Source organism: Burkholderia multivorans ATCC BAA-247 (assembly GCF_000959525.1).
Classification (GTDB): domain Bacteria; phylum Pseudomonadota; class Gammaproteobacteria; order Burkholderiales; family Burkholderiaceae; genus Burkholderia; species Burkholderia multivorans.
In genome coordinates, this window is record NZ_CP009832.1 from 1703444 (window position 1) to 1717368 (window position 13925).

Below are 13925 nucleotides of genomic sequence, written 5' to 3' on the forward strand. Positions count from 1 at the left end.
GATGAATGGATGTCGGATTACTTCCCGCGCGTGCCGCCGAGCAGGCCGCCGATCAGCGAGGTCACCGGCGACAGCAGGTTCGACGACGAGCCCGAGTTCGTGACGGCGCCCGTGCTGCCGCTCAGCGCCGGCGTGCTGGCCGTTGCGCTGCCAACCGTGCTGGTGACCGTCGAGACCGCGCCCGTCACGGGTGCAAGCGGGCTGCTGCCGCCTGCGGCACCGCCGAGCGCGCCGGTGACGGTCGAGACGAGGCCGGTGACCGGGGCGAGCGGGCTGCTGCCGCCTGCGGCACCGCCGAGTGCGCCGGTGACGGTCGAGACGAGGCCGGTCACAGGGGCGAGCGGGCCGCTGCTGCCGCCTGCGGCACCGCCGAGCGCGCCGGTGACGGTCGAGACCAGGCCGGTGACGGGCGCGAGCGGACCGCTGCCGCCGCCTGCGGCACCGCCGAGCGTGCCCGTGACGGTCGAGACGAGGCCGGTGACGGGCGCGAGCGGGCCGCCGCTCGTACCGCCTGCGGCACCGCCGAGCGTGCCAGTGACGGTCGAGACGAGGCCGGTGATGGGTGCGAGCGGACCGCTGCCGCCGCCTGTGGCACCGCCGAGCGTGCCCGTGACCGTCGAGACGAGACCCGTGAGCGGCGCGAGCGGGTTCGTCACGCCGCCGGTGCCGCCGGTAAGCAGGCCGCCGACGGCCTTCACGGTGTTGCCGGTCGACGAAACGGTATTGCCGAGGCCGGTCGTGACGGGGTTGCCGCCCGTCGACGCGAGCAGCGCACCGGCCTGGTTCAGGCCGTTCCCGACGGTGCCGAGCAGCGTGTTGACCGGTGCGCCGAGACCGGTGGTCGTGCCGATCGTCTGCGTCGTCTGACCGACCATCGTCGTGATCGGCGTGATGGCCGAGCTGACCGTCTGCGTCACTTGCTGGATCGGGCCCGTCGACAGCACATTGCCGAGCGTCGTGCCGCCGTTCGATACCGCGTTGCCGACCGTCGACACGAGACCGCCGACCGCGCCCGTGACCGGTGCGAGCGGCGACAGCGGACCGCTGCCGAGGCTCGTGACGAGATTGCCGGTCTGCGTGACTGCGCCCCCGAGCTGATTGACGACGCCGCCGGTGCTGGCGACCGTAGTGCCGACCGGATTGGCGGTCGCACCGAGCTGGCCGAGACCGTTGCCGAGGCCGGTGCCGAGCGCGCTGACTGCGCCGCCGACGTTCTGCACGATGCCACCCGCTGCCTGCGTGGTGGCCGGATTGACGCCGGGCAGCGATTGCCCTGCGAGCATCGAGCCGGCGCCGGACAAGGTATCGCCCAGGTTCGTGACGATGTTGCTGCCTTGTGCGAGGACCTGTCCCACCGGGTTCGCGGACACGCCGGACGTTCCACTCGTTCCGCTGGACGTTCCACTCGTCGTGCCGCTCGTCGAGCCGCTGGTGCTGCCGCTCGTCGAGCCGCTCGTGCTACCGCTGCTCGAGCCGCTGGTGCCGCTCGTGCCCGAGGTGCCGGACGAACCCGACGAACCGGACGAGCCCGACGTGCCGCCGGACGTCACGATATCGCCGCCGCCGGAACTCGAGCCGCCGCCGAGTCCCTTGCTGATGGAACCGGAACCGCCGCATGCGGAGAGGGAGAGCATGGCTGCTACGGTGGCCGCGATCAGAGTCGCCCGGAACGTGCCATGAGGGATAACCTGAATGTCCATTTCGTCCTCGCATTAAAAGCTGTGTTGTGTTGAGTGATGCGGGGACTACTCTGCAACTGTCGTGCCAATTTGGCGGCCGAACGCGCCGAAATCGTTTTAAACCACGCAATTCCTTGTGGGAAAAGGAATTTAGGGGAGTAGAAAGATTGTTAAATCTTTTTAAGGGCACCCCGAACCCCGTGATTTCTGCCGCCGCGTAACGTAACGTCACAGCATTGGCGTTACGCGTGCGGCGTAACGCGGAACAGGAAGCGGCACGGGGTGGAGCGGGGGCCGGCAGGCCGGTCGGACTGTTTTACTGATGGATTAGGTGTGCACATCTAACCTATCGTAAGTACTATGTGTGGGACGCGCGGAAACGCCGTACAAATACACGTGCGCCCACTGGCAATTTCCGGTCCCGATGGCCAAAAAGGGGTTGGAAATTAAAGAGAATCAGAGATAAGATTCTGGGCAGGTGTAAGGAAATGTACAGATCAGTACACGACGTTCGAGGAGGGGCTCTATCGCGAATGTTAACTTGCATCAAATGTTGAGCTATGCCCTTCGGGGCGACCTATAAAGAGAAAGCACCCGGTCATCGTCGCGGCAAGCGCGGCGGGCGACGTGGGGCAAACGGGCCAGATATGCGAGGCAGTAGAACGTATAAAAGGCCACAGTACATAGATAAAGGCACGAGGAAAGAAAATGAAAGCAATCATCAAGCGCTTCCTTAAGGAAGAAACCGGGGTGACCGCGATCGAATATGGGCTGATCGCGGGGTTGATCGCCGTGGCAATCGTCGCGGGCGTTTCGTCGATTGGCGGGAGCCTGGGGAACATGTTCAACAATCTCGGCAAGTGCATCACCGACCCGTCGAATAGTGCGGCGTGCACGTCTCCCTGGACTAAGGGCACGAGCGAGTAAGCCAATTTCATCACCGCTATAAGATCGCCCTGATGTGCTGACAGACGGATTGCCCTTGGGCAATTCGTCTGTCGCGTTGCGCCCGGCGATCGTGATGCGATGGCACAGTTAATCTTCATCGGTGCATTTCTGGCTTGGGCGGCGTTTGTCGCTGCAAGCGATGTTCGCGTTCGGCGCGTTCCGAATTCGCTCGTTCTGGGCGGACTGGCTTTGGCGTTTCTCAGTGCATTTCTGAACGCGAATCCCTTCGGCATTTCCCCGCTTTCGGCAACGATCGGCATGCTGATCGGCCTGATTGCTTTCGTCCCGTTTTTTCTGCTTCGCGTGATGGGCGCAGCAGACCTCAAGGTCTTCGCGGTACTCGGTGCCTGGTGCGGCGCGCATGCGCTGCTCTGGCTGTGGATCGTCGCGAGTCTCGCCGCCGGTATCCATGCGCTGGTGCTGATGCTGGTGTCGCGCACGCCGATTCGCGCCTTGTGGCCGCAGGGCCAGCCGGTGCTCATGCTCGGCGGCCATCGCGCCACACCGTACGCGGCCTGTCTCGTGGCGCCGGCGGCCGTGTGGCTCGTCTACCTTGCCGTGGCGGGAGGCGGTCGATGAAGCGGCCAGGAACGCTTTGCGGGCGGCGGCATCAGCGCGGTGCGACGGCCGTCGAGTTCGCGATCGTGTTCCCGCTGTTTTTCGTGATCTTCTATGCGATCGTCACCTTCGGGATGGTCTTCGTCATTCAGCAGAGCCTCACTTTCGCGGTCAGCGAGGGCGCCCGGGCCGGCTTGAACTACGCGCCCGGCCTCGGTGGCGACGTCACTTCATGTGCGACCGCATCGAATTCCGTGACGCGTACGCAGAACGCGTGCAATACGACACTGGGCGCGTTGGGTTGGCTGGGCAGCGACGCGCAGCACCTGTCGGTTGCCGTCAAGACGGCCGCGTGCAGCAACGGCTCGTCGGGTTCGACGAACTGCCTGACGGTCACCGCGAGCTATTCGCCGCTTGCCTGGCTCGCGACGATGCCGTTTGTCGGGAAAGTGCTGAACGGGCCGCTGACGAGTTCCGCGGTCGTACAGATTCCGCAGTCGATGCTGTAACGGGCGCATATGAGCCGCGCGACGCAAGAACATTCGAGCATTCATTCCGGCATTCCTAGATCAACATGACGAACAACTTGACGAAGATCATCGCGGGGCTCCTCATCGCGATCGCGGTTCTGCTCGGCATCTATGCCTGGATGCTCGGGCGCAGCACGCCGCGTCCCGCGCCGGTACAGCAAACGATTGCTGCGAGCCCGGTGCCGATCGTCATCGCGACGCGCACGCTGCCGGCCGGGCAGCCGATCGCCGCCGACGCATTGAAAATCCAGCCGACGTCGCCCGTGCCCGCCGGCGCATTTGCCGACGCCTCCACACTCGTCGGCCGCGTGCCGGCGCGCGACATCCCGGCGTCGTCGCCGGTCGTCTCCGACGCGCTCGTATCGGGGCTCGCCGAGGACGTGCAGCCCGGCGAGCGCGCGGTGGCAGTGCGCGTCGACGAAACGAACGCGGTCGGCAACCGGCTGCGTCCCGGCAATTTCGTCGACGTGTTCCTGAACCTGAAGCGCGAAGGCAACGCGATGCTCGACGGCGAGGTGTCGCAGACGCAGGCGCGACTGTTGATGTCGAAAGTCCGTGTGCTCGCATTCGGCGACGCCACGCCCGAGCGCGACAGCGGCAGCAACACGAACGGCAGCAACGCACAGCCGAGCAACGTGCGGATTGCCGTGCTCGCCGTGCCGACCGCGCAGGTCGACGCGCTGACGCTCGGCGAGGCGAGCGGCCGGCTGACGCTCGCGCTGCGCAATCCGCGCGACGACGAAATGGCGATGCAGACGGTCGCGGTGCGCACGGACAACAAGCTGTCGCCGTCGGCGCTCGCCGCGGCGGGCGTATCGCTGCAGCAACTGTCCGGCACCACGAGAACCGCCGTCGCGAACGTGAACGTTCCGCCGCTGCCGACGCGGCTGCCGCCGGCGGTCCGCGCGAGCGCGGCCGGCGGCAGCAGCATTGAAGTGATTCGAGGCGGCCGGTCGGAAACGGTTGCGTATTGAACGGTATCGATGGCCATCGATGTCAGCGACGACAAGTAAGCATGGCCGCACGGCGGCCTACCACACAATGAAAAACACCCTGATTGCTTTCGCGATTGCCGTCTGGACCCTGACCTTCGCGTCGCTCGCGAGTGCGGGCGGCACGATCGAACTCGCGGTCGGCGCGCAGCGCCAGATCTCGGCGGGCCGTGCGCTGCAACGCGTGGCGGTCGGCGATCCGGCGATCGCCGACGTGCTGATCATGAAAGGCAGCCGTTCCGGGGCCGTGCTCGTGATCGCGAAAGCGCCGGGCGCGACGAACGTGATGCTCTGGGAGCGCGGCCGCGACGAGCCGACGGTCTGGAACGTGGAAGTCGTCGACGCGGCCGCGCACGCGGTGCTCGACGATTCGACGCCGCGCGTGAACACGTACGGCGGCACGTCGGTGCTGCGCGGCACGGCGGCGTCGCTCGATGCGCACGAACGGGCGGTCGCGGTGGGCAAGAACGTGAGCGGAAAGGGGACGGTGATCGATCGCTCGACGCTGGCCGGCAAGAACGTCGTGCAGGTCGACGTGCGCGTAGTCGAATTCAGCCGCTCGGTGCTCAAGCAGGTCGGCTTCAATTTCTTCAAGCAGAGCAACGGCTTTTCGTTCGGCTCGTTCTCGCCGGGCGGCGTTCAGTCGTACAACGGCGGCGCGGGGCCCGGCTCGGCCGGCTACCTCCCGACGCTGGGCGCGCCGGTGGCGTCCGCGTTCAACCTCGTCGTCAATGCGGCGGGCCGCGGCATCTTCGCGGATCTGTCGCTGCTCGAGGCGAACAACCTCGCGCGCGTGCTCGCCGAGCCGACGCTCGTCGCGCTGTCGGGACAAAGCGCGAGCTTCCTCGCCGGCGGCGAAATTCCGGTGCCGTCGCCGCAAGGGCTCGGCTCGACGGCGATCCAGTGGAAGCAATACGGTGTCGGTCTGTCGCTGACGCCGACCGTGCTGAGCCCGCAGCGCATCGCGCTGAAGGTGGCGCCCGAATCGAGCCAGCTCGACTTCGTGAACAGCGTGACGATCAGCGGCGTCGCCGTGCCGGGCATCACGACGCGCCGCGCCGATACGACGGTCGAGCTCGGCGACGGCGAAAGCTTCGTGATCGGCGGCCTGATCGATCGCCAGACGATGTCGAACGTCAGCAAGGTGCCGCTGCTCGGCGACCTGCCGATCATCGGAACGTTCTTCAAGAATTTGAACTACCAGCAGAACGACAAGGAACTGCTGATCATCGTCACGCCGCATCTCGTTGCACCGATCGCGAAGGGCGCGGCGCTGCCCGCGACGCCGGGCCAGTTGTCGGAGCAGCGCGACGGCCCGGTGTGGCGCTCGTATCTGGGCGGCGCCGCCTCGCCGGATGCCGCACCGGGATTTTCGAAATGAACGCGAAACATTGCAGGTTGCGGCGCGTCGCGACGATCTGCGTATTCGGGGCTGTTCGAGATGAATGCACGAACCCAATCATTGTCTGAACCCGCCGTGACCGACTATTTCGTCTGCGCCTCGTCGAAAGAATCGCACGTCCGCTGGCTCGCCGATACGCTCGTGTCGGCCGGCGCGGTCGAAGGCGCATCGCTCGAGCCGGGCGTCCTCGCGCAGCGCATCACGGGACTCAATCCGGCGCTCGTCTTCATCGATTTCTCCGACGGCAGCGCGGCCGCGAGCGTCGCGGCGGCCGCCGTGCGCGCGGCGCATCCGGGGTTGCCGATCGTCGCGCTCGGCTCGCTGGCTCAGCCGGAAAGCACGCTCGCCGCGCTGCGCGCCGGCGTGCGCGATTTCATCGACGTGTCGGCGTCGGCCGAGGACGCGCTGCGCACGACGCGCGGGCTGCTCGCGAACGTCGGCGAGCCGGCGAGCCGCCACGGCAAGGTCGTCGCGCTGCTCGGCGCGCGCGCCGGCATGGGCGTCAGCACGCTCGCGGCGAATCTCGCGGTGTGGCTGCAGAAGCACGCGCTGGGGCCCGGCGCGGTCGCCAAGCCCGACGCCGGCGTGCCGGCCGGCCGTCAAACCGCGCTGCTCGATCTCGGCCTGCCGGCCGGCGACGGCGCGCTGTTCCTGAACACGCGCTGCGAGTTCCATTTCGTCGATGCCGTGCAGAACCTGCGCCGCATCGACCGCACCTTTGTCAACACCGCGCTCACGCGCCATCGCAGCGGCGTCGCGCTGACCACGCTGCCGCCCGACCTCGGCGGCTTGCGCGACGTGTCGTATGCGTCGTGCATCGGCCTGCTGAACCGTTTTCGCGCGTTCTTCGACCAGCAGGTCGTCGATCTCGGCGGATTCTCGAACCGCGAGTTCGTGACGCAAATTGCATCGTCCGCCGACGAGGCGTGGCTCGTCTGCGACCAGGGCGTCGCATCGATCGTGTCCGCGGCCGATCTGCTGACCGGGCTGCGCGATGCGGGCGTCGACACCGACCGCCTGCGGCTCGTCGTCAATCAGTACGATCCGGCGCTCGACCTGCTGCCCGGCCAGATCGCCGACCGGCTCGGCATTGCGCTCGTCGGGACGCTGCCGTCGCGCCGCGTCGCGCTCGGGCGTGCCGCGAACCAGGGGCGGCTGATCGTCGACGAAGCCGAGCGCGATCCGTACGTGCGCGCGCTCGAACAGCTCGCCGCGCGGCTGCCCGGCGTGTCCGGCAGCGCGAGTCCGTCGCGCGCGGCGCCGCGGCTGTCCGCGCTCAAACGTCTCATTCAACCTTCGTCCAAGCGGTCGTAAGCGATGGCACACGACATTCAATTCGCCGACGGCGCAGCGCCGTTCTCCCAGACGCAGCAATTTCACGACATCAAGAATGCCGCGCACGAGCATCTGCTGACGCGTATCGAGGAACTGGGCGCCGAGTTCGGCCGTTGGTCGCGACAGGCGATCAACCAGTTCGTCGACCTCGAGATCGACAGCTTCGTGCGCCTGCGCCGCATCCCGCTCAACGAGAACGAGGTGCGCACGATCGCCGAGGCGCTGACGAAGGAGCTCGCCGGCTTCGGCCCGATCGAGGATCTGCTCGCCGACCCGGCCGTCGAGGACATCCTGATCAACGGCTACAAGGACGTGTATGTCTCGCGTCACGGGATCCTGACGAAGCTGCCGGTCCGCTTCACCGACAACGCGCATCTGCTGCGGATCGTGCGCCGCATCCTCGCGCCGATCGGCCGCCGTCTCGACGAATCGAATCCGATGGTCGACGCGCGCCTGCCGGACGGCGGCCGCGTCAACGTCGTGATCGAGCCGCTGTCGATCGACGGGCCGATCGTCTCGATCCGGAAATTCCGCAAGGATCCGCTGAAGCCTGCGGACCTGCTCGGCAACGGCACCTACAACGAGGAAATCGGTGCGCTGCTCGAAGCCGCGGTGGAGGCGCGCTGCAACGTGCTGGTGTCGGGCGGTACGAGTTCGGGCAAGACGTCGCTGCTCAATGCGCTCGCGTTCCACATTCCCGAAATCGAGCGCGTCGTGACGATCGAGGACACGGCCGAGCTGTCGCTGAACCATCCGCACGTCGTGCGGCTCGAGAGCCGGCCCGGCGGTTTCGACGGCACGGGCGTCGTGACGATCCGCGACCTGCTGCGCAATACGCTGCGGATGCGTCCGGACCGGATCATCGTCGGCGAAGTGCGCGGCGGCGAAGTGCTCGAAATGCTGCAGGCGATGAACACCGGCCACGACGGCTCGATGGACACCGTGCACGCGAGTTCGCCGCGCGAGTGCCTGTACCGCCTCGAGATGCTCGCGGGCTTCGCCGGCTTCCAGGGCACCGAGTCGAGCCTGCGCAGGCAGATCGCGAACGCGATCGATTTCATCGTGCAGATCGGGCGCCTCTCGAACGGGCGACGCCGGATTCTTTCGATTACCGAAGTGACCGGGCTGTCCGACAACATCATCTCGACGCAGGAGCTCTATCGCTATGAGGCGCGCGTGACGCCGGAAGGCGAGGAGATCGATCACTGGGAATCGCTCGGCATTCATCCGCACTCGCCGAAGCTTGCGCGCTTCCGCCAGACGCTCGCGAACAGCGGCTTCGGCGACACCGGCGGGTTCGGCGGCGGCTTTGGAGGCGGCGGCTTCGGTCGCGGCGGGGGCTTCAATGTATAGCGCGATGCTCTGGGTGCTCGCGTTCGCGATGCTGTGCGTCGCGTCCGGGCTGATGCTGTGGCGATATGCGGAAACGCATCGCGTGCGCACCGACGCGAAGCGCTTCATGGACAGCCGGCTCGAGCCGGGCGCACGCGCGGCGGCGCCGGCCGCGAGGCCTGCAGCGTCCGGCCCGGCAGGAGCATCCGGCGCGCCGCGCGGCACGCCGCAACCGGCCGGCGCACGCGGCGGTCCGGCGCCGGGCACGTTCTGGTCGCATGGATACGCGGTCGCGGTCGATTATCTGACCCATCTCGCGAGCCGCGCCGGCATCGCCGATGCGCGCGGCAAGGCGCTCGTCGCGCTGGCGGCGCTCGGCGCGCTGGCCGCCATCGCCGCCAGCCGTGGCGGTCCGCTCGCGTGTCTCGCCGCGCTCGCCTGCGGCATCTCGGTGTTCGGCGTGTGGCTCGCGTCGCGAATTCAGCGGCGCCGGCTGAAGATCGTCCGGCAGATTCCGTCGTTTCTCGACGGGATCGTGCGGCTCGTGACGCTCGGCAACAGCGTGCCGGCCGCATTCCAGGCCGCGTTGCTGACGACCGAGGAGCCGCTGCGCGGATGCCTCGACCACGTGTCGCGGATGTTGCGCGGCGGTGTCGAAATCGATCGCGCGATGCTGCATATCGCGAAGATCTACCGGACCGAGGAGTTCGAGCTCGTCGGTTCGGTGCTGCGGTTGTCCGTCAAATACGGCGGCCGCGCGGACGTGATGCTCGAACGCATGGCCGTGTTCATGCGCGATCTCGAACAGGCCGAGCGCGAACTGACCGCGATGTCGGCCGAGACACGGCTGTCGGCATTCGTGCTCGTGATGCTGCCGATCGCGATCGCGAGCTTCGTGATCATGACGAACCCGCAGTATCTGCACGGGATGTGGAACGACCCGAGCGGGCAAATGCTGCTCGTGATCGCGTTCCTGCTTCAATTGTTCGGCAGTATCTGGCTGTATCGAATGGCTCGACTGAGGTGATGCAATGACGGCTACCCAGATCGGCGCGTTGGCGCTCGCACTCGGCGCATTCGGCCTATTGCTGCTCGGGATCGCTGCGTTGCGGCGCGCGAGCGCGACCTCGCGTGCGGAGCGCGCGCTGAACGATGCGCTCGACCGGCGGATGGCTGCGCTCGAAGCGGCGCGCACACGCCCCGCAGGCGAAGAGGATGCCGCTGCGAAACCCGATGCGCGTCGCAGTCAGCGTGTCGAACGCTTGCTCGAGCGGCTGTCGGCGGCCGGCATGCGCTGGCTCGACACAGGGCTCGGCAAGCACGTCGTCGCCGAAGAGGACCGCCGGCTCCTCGAGCAGTGCGGCTACGTCGATGCGCGCACGCGCGGCTTGTTTCTGAGCGCGCGGCTCGCGATGGGCGTCGGGCTGCCGCTGCTGTTCGCGATCGTGGCGAGCGGCCGTGTGAGCGGCGGCTACTGGATGATCGGCATGTGCGCGGCGTTCGGGGTCGGCTTCATGCTGCCGAAGCTTTACATCCGGCGTCGCGCGGCGGCGCGGCGACAAAGCGTCGGCAACGAATTGCCGTTGCTCGTCGACATGCTGCGTCTGCTGCAGGGCGTCGGGCTGTCGCTCGATCAAAGCCTGCAGGTCGTGACGAACGATTTTCGCGGAATGCTGCCCGTGCTGTCGTCGGAAGTCGGCATCGCGCAGCGGCAGTTCGCGGCGGGACGCACGCGCGAGCAGTCGTTGCAGCGGCTGTCGAGCGGCTTCGACAACGAGGATTTGCGTGCCGTCGTGCGCTTGATGATTCAGGTCGACAAGCATGGCGGCGCGGTGCAGGAGCCGCTGAAGCAATTCGGCGACCGGCTGCGCGAGACGCGCCGCGCGCTGCTGCGCGAGCGGATCGGTCGATTGACGGTGAAGATGACCGGCGTGATGGTGCTGACGCTGTTGCCCGCGCTGCTGATCGTGACGGCCGGGCCCAGGATGCTCGCGGTGATGCGCGCGCTGTCGCCGCACCATTGATGGACGGAAGGAAAGAACGATGAAGCGGATCAGCCAGACGATGCGATGCGCGGGCGCGGCGGCGGCAGCGCTGCTGCTCGGCGCGTGCGCGACGAAGGACAGCGGCTACGGCGTCAACGCACAGACCGAGCGCGCGGCGCTGCTGCAGGCGGCCGACCAGAAGCAGGCGGTGCCCGATACGCCGGCGATGTATGTGGGATTGATTCAACGGATGCAGGCGCAGGGACTGTACTACGCATCGCTTGCGCATATCGATGCGTACGAGAAGGCGTACGGCGGCTCGCCGGACACGATCCTGCTGCGTGCGGATGCGCTTCGAATGACCGATCAGCCGGCCGCGAGCGCGGCCGCGTATACGCAGCTGCTGCAGACGCCGCTCGCCGCGCGCGGCTATCGCGGGCTCGGGCTGCTCGCCGGCGCGGCAGGCGATTTCGAGCGCGCGGTGCAGGCGCTGACGCGCGCGTCCGATCTTGCGCCGACCGATGCGTCGCTGCTGTCGGATCTCGCGTACGCGAAGCTGCGCAACGGCGATGTGGTCGGCGCGCGCGTGCCGCTGATGAAGGCGGTCGAACTGGATCAGCGCAATCCGAAGATCGTCAGCAACCTCGCGCTTTATCTCCTCGCGGCCGGGCGCTCGCAGGATGCGCAGCGGCTGATGAATCAACAGCGCTTGCCGGCCGACATCCGCAAGGACATCGCGAACGACGCCGCGAAGATAGCGGCGGCCGTGCGCGCGCAGCAGCGGGCGGTCGCGACGCCGCCGGTCGTGTCGCGTCGCGGTGCAACCGAGCCGATCACGCCGATGGCGAGCAATCTCGGTTACGACCAGACCGTGCCGCTGCTGCAACGGTTTGCACAATGAATGGACAGGCGGGGAACGACATGAACGGCAACAAGCGGCAGCGGAACGGGTGGGCGGCGCGGATCGCGCTGGCGGGCGCGATCGCGTGGACGGCAGCGGGCGCGGGCGTCGCGCGTGCGCAGGCGACCGCTTCGGACGTCGGGCGCTCGACGACGGAATGGCTGTCGATGCAGCGCGACAACCGCGCGGCGGCGCCGACGCAGCCGTTGCTCGGCGACGTCGCGTCGCTGGTTTATCAGCGGTATCTGGAATCGTTCAAGCACAAGATTCCGGAGTCGATGGGTTCGACGTTGAGTTCAAGCGGCATGTCGTCGTCACTCGGCGCGGGCGCAGCTCAATAGCGAGGTGAAGATGCGCTCGGATCCGCGGCGGCAAGACGGTTTTGCCCGGTCGCAACGCGCCGGCTCGAGAGCTCAGCGCGGCTCGGTGGCGGTCGTCGCGGCGATCTGGATTGCGGTCGCCCTCATCGTGCTGGGCTCGATCGATGTCGGAAATCTCTATTTTCAGCGGCGCGATTTGCAGCGCGTGGCGGACATGACCGCGCTCGCGGCCGTACAGAGCGTGAACGATTTGTGCCCGCAAACGGATACGACCGTGACCGCGTCGGGATCGAATGCCGTCGTGACGGCTGCATATCGGGGCGCCGCATTGAACGGATTCGATGCGCAGGCATCGGGCAATTCGATGAGCATTGCATGCGGCCGCTGGGACGTGAGCGACTACGGTGCGGCCGCCGGTTATTTCGGAACGGCGACGAACCAGTTGAATGCGGTCCGGGTAGTGGCCACGAAGACCGTGCCGCTTTTTTTCATCGGCCCGCCCCGCACGATCAGCGCCGCGTCGACGGCGAAGGCGAGCAATATCGACACGTTTTCGATCGGCACGACGCTTGCGATGTTCGGCAGCAATCAGGATTGCGCCGGCAATAGCGTTTCAGCCGATCAGCGCAACACAGGGCTCGTCAATGCATTGCTCGGTGCGCTGCTCAATACGTCGCTGTCGCTCAATATCGGTTCGTATCAGGCGCTCGCGTGCACACGGGTGAAAGTCGGCGATCTGGTGAAGGCGCAAGTCGGCGCAGGTACCGTCGATCAGTTGCTGGCGACGAAGCTCACGCTGAACCAACTGGTATCGGTGATGGCGACGGCGTTGAAGAACACGTCGGTGGCAAACCTCGGCATCTATTCGTCGGCGAGTTCTGCCGCGCTCGATACGCTGGCGCATCTGACGCTTCCCGGCGGCCAGATTCCGATCGGCGACGCGAGCAATGCGCCGGGGCTGTTGTCGCTCGGCATCGCGAATACGCAGGCGGCGGCCGACGCATCGGTCAGCTTGCTCGATCTGCTGTTCACAGCTGCGGAGATCGCCAACGCGAATGCGAAAAGCCCGGCCGTCAACGTCAATACGGGACTCAATTTGCTCGGCCTCGCCCAGGCGACGCTGCAAGTGCAGGTCATTCGTCCGCCGACGATCGCGATCGGCGAGGGCGGCACGGATCCGTCGAAACCGGCCGGCACCTGGCGTACATCCGCTCACACGGCCGACGTCGCGGTCTACCTGAATATCGGCGTCGGGACATGGGATCTACTGAGCCTCCTCGGTATTTCGGCGCAGGTCCAGTTGCCGGTCTACCTCGAGGTCGCGCCCGGGACCGCGGTGCTAACGTCCACGAGTTGCGCCGCGACCGCCGCGGACAGCCGCGCGTATATCACTGCCACCCCCGGACTGCTGAACGCTTGCGTCGGCGACGCGCCGCTCAACAAGTACGGCATGATGGACGTATCGGGCGGCTACTCGTGCAGCAAGACGGCGACGCTGGTGAACGTCGACGTGCTCGGCAAGCTCGGCATCGCGACGCTCGACGCGACCGTTCCGGCGATCTCGGTTCCCGGCGTGGCGTCCACGGGCGGATCGTTGGTTTTCGACGGGATCAGCGGTAATTCCGATGACTATCAGAGCACGAGCTCCGGAGTGGGCCACGTATTGGCGAACGCGTTGAGTGGCCCCGTCGCAGCACTTTCAAGTTCGGCGGGGCTCGTCGTCAACGCGACGCTGCTCGGGATCCCGATCCGTGTGAGCACCGGGTTGATCGGGAATCTGCTCGCACTGCTGACTCAATCGACGCTGAATCCGATACTTGGAGCACTGGATCAGCTGCTCGTACCGTTGCTTCAGCTCCTTGGTGTTCAGGTCGGCGTAGCCACGGTGCACAATATGTCGCTGGCTTGCGGTGTCGCACAAACGGTAGGTAATTAAAGAAGCA

General features: G+C 66.8%; 13 protein-coding genes. 12 read left to right on the forward strand and 1 reads right to left on the reverse strand.

Translation table 11 applies throughout. From position 1 onward, the window contains the following. Positions 1-17: 17 nt before the first annotated feature. A complete protein-coding gene (locus NP80_RS20325; RefSeq protein WP_035488226.1) occupies positions 18-1700 on the reverse strand; it encodes a collagen-like triple helix repeat-containing protein in 1683 nt (560 codons plus the stop codon). A 687-nt stretch (positions 1701-2387) separates the two neighbouring features. Here NP80_RS20325 and NP80_RS20330 point away from each other — a divergent pair. The 12 genes from NP80_RS20330 to NP80_RS20385 all read left to right on the forward strand — a co-directional run bounded on the left by NP80_RS20330 (position 2388) and on the right by NP80_RS20385 (position 13918). Further along, a complete protein-coding gene (locus NP80_RS20330) occupies positions 2388-2606 on the forward strand; it encodes a Flp family type IVb pilin (protein WP_006404936.1) in 219 nt (72 codons plus the stop codon). Positions 2607-2705: 99 nt separating this feature from the next. Then, entirely contained in the window at positions 2706-3206 is a 501-nt protein-coding gene (locus NP80_RS20335; RefSeq protein WP_006404935.1) for an A24 family peptidase, read from the forward strand. After that, positions 3203-3694 (forward strand): TadE/TadG family type IV pilus assembly protein, encoded by a 492-nt coding sequence (locus NP80_RS20340; protein ID WP_006404934.1) that lies wholly within the window; start codon positions 3203-3205, stop codon positions 3692-3694. Before NP80_RS20335 ends, NP80_RS20340 begins: the two co-directional genes overlap by 4 nt. 65 nt (positions 3695-3759) lie before the next feature. Further along, a complete protein-coding gene (gene cpaB, locus NP80_RS20345) occupies positions 3760-4689 on the forward strand; it encodes a Flp pilus assembly protein CpaB (protein WP_006404933.1) in 930 nt (309 codons plus the stop codon). Between the two features lie 67 nt (positions 4690-4756). Beyond that, positions 4757-6088, forward strand: a complete 1332-nt coding sequence (locus tag NP80_RS20350) for a type II and III secretion system protein family protein (RefSeq protein ID WP_006404932.1) — start codon at positions 4757-4759, stop codon at positions 6086-6088. 60 nt (positions 6089-6148) lie between these two features. Continuing rightward, positions 6149-7423 (forward strand): fimbrial protein, encoded by a 1275-nt coding sequence (locus tag NP80_RS20355; RefSeq protein WP_035488227.1) that lies wholly within the window; start codon positions 6149-6151, stop codon positions 7421-7423. Positions 7424-7426: 3 nt separating this feature from the next. After that, entirely contained in the window at positions 7427-8797 is a 1371-nt protein-coding gene (locus NP80_RS20360) for a TadA family conjugal transfer-associated ATPase (protein ID WP_006409611.1), read from the forward strand. After that, entirely contained in the window at positions 8790-9803 is a 1014-nt protein-coding gene (locus tag NP80_RS20365; protein WP_006404930.1) for a type II secretion system F family protein, read from the forward strand. The genes NP80_RS20360 and NP80_RS20365 overlap by 8 nt, the downstream gene beginning before the upstream one ends. Positions 9804-9807: 4 nt before the next feature. Next, positions 9808-10800 carry a type II secretion system F family protein gene (locus tag NP80_RS20370; RefSeq protein ID WP_006410963.1) on the forward strand — a complete coding sequence of 331 codons (993 nt, stop codon included), beginning with the start codon at positions 9808-9810 and terminating at the stop codon, positions 10798-10800. A gap of 19 nt (positions 10801-10819) precedes the next feature. Next, positions 10820-11662 carry a tetratricopeptide repeat protein gene (locus NP80_RS20375; RefSeq protein ID WP_006404929.1) on the forward strand — a complete coding sequence of 281 codons (843 nt, stop codon included), beginning with the start codon at positions 10820-10822 and terminating at the stop codon, positions 11660-11662. A gap of 20 nt (positions 11663-11682) precedes the next feature. Beyond that, positions 11683-12003 (forward strand): DUF3613 domain-containing protein, encoded by a 321-nt coding sequence (locus NP80_RS20380; RefSeq protein ID WP_006404928.1) that lies wholly within the window; start codon positions 11683-11685, stop codon positions 12001-12003. Between the two features lie 10 nt (positions 12004-12013). After that, positions 12014-13918: a TadG family pilus assembly protein gene (locus NP80_RS20385; protein ID WP_006408516.1), complete on the forward strand. Its 1905-nt coding sequence runs from the start codon at positions 12014-12016 to the stop codon at positions 13916-13918. Positions 13919-13925 lie beyond the last annotated feature (7 nt).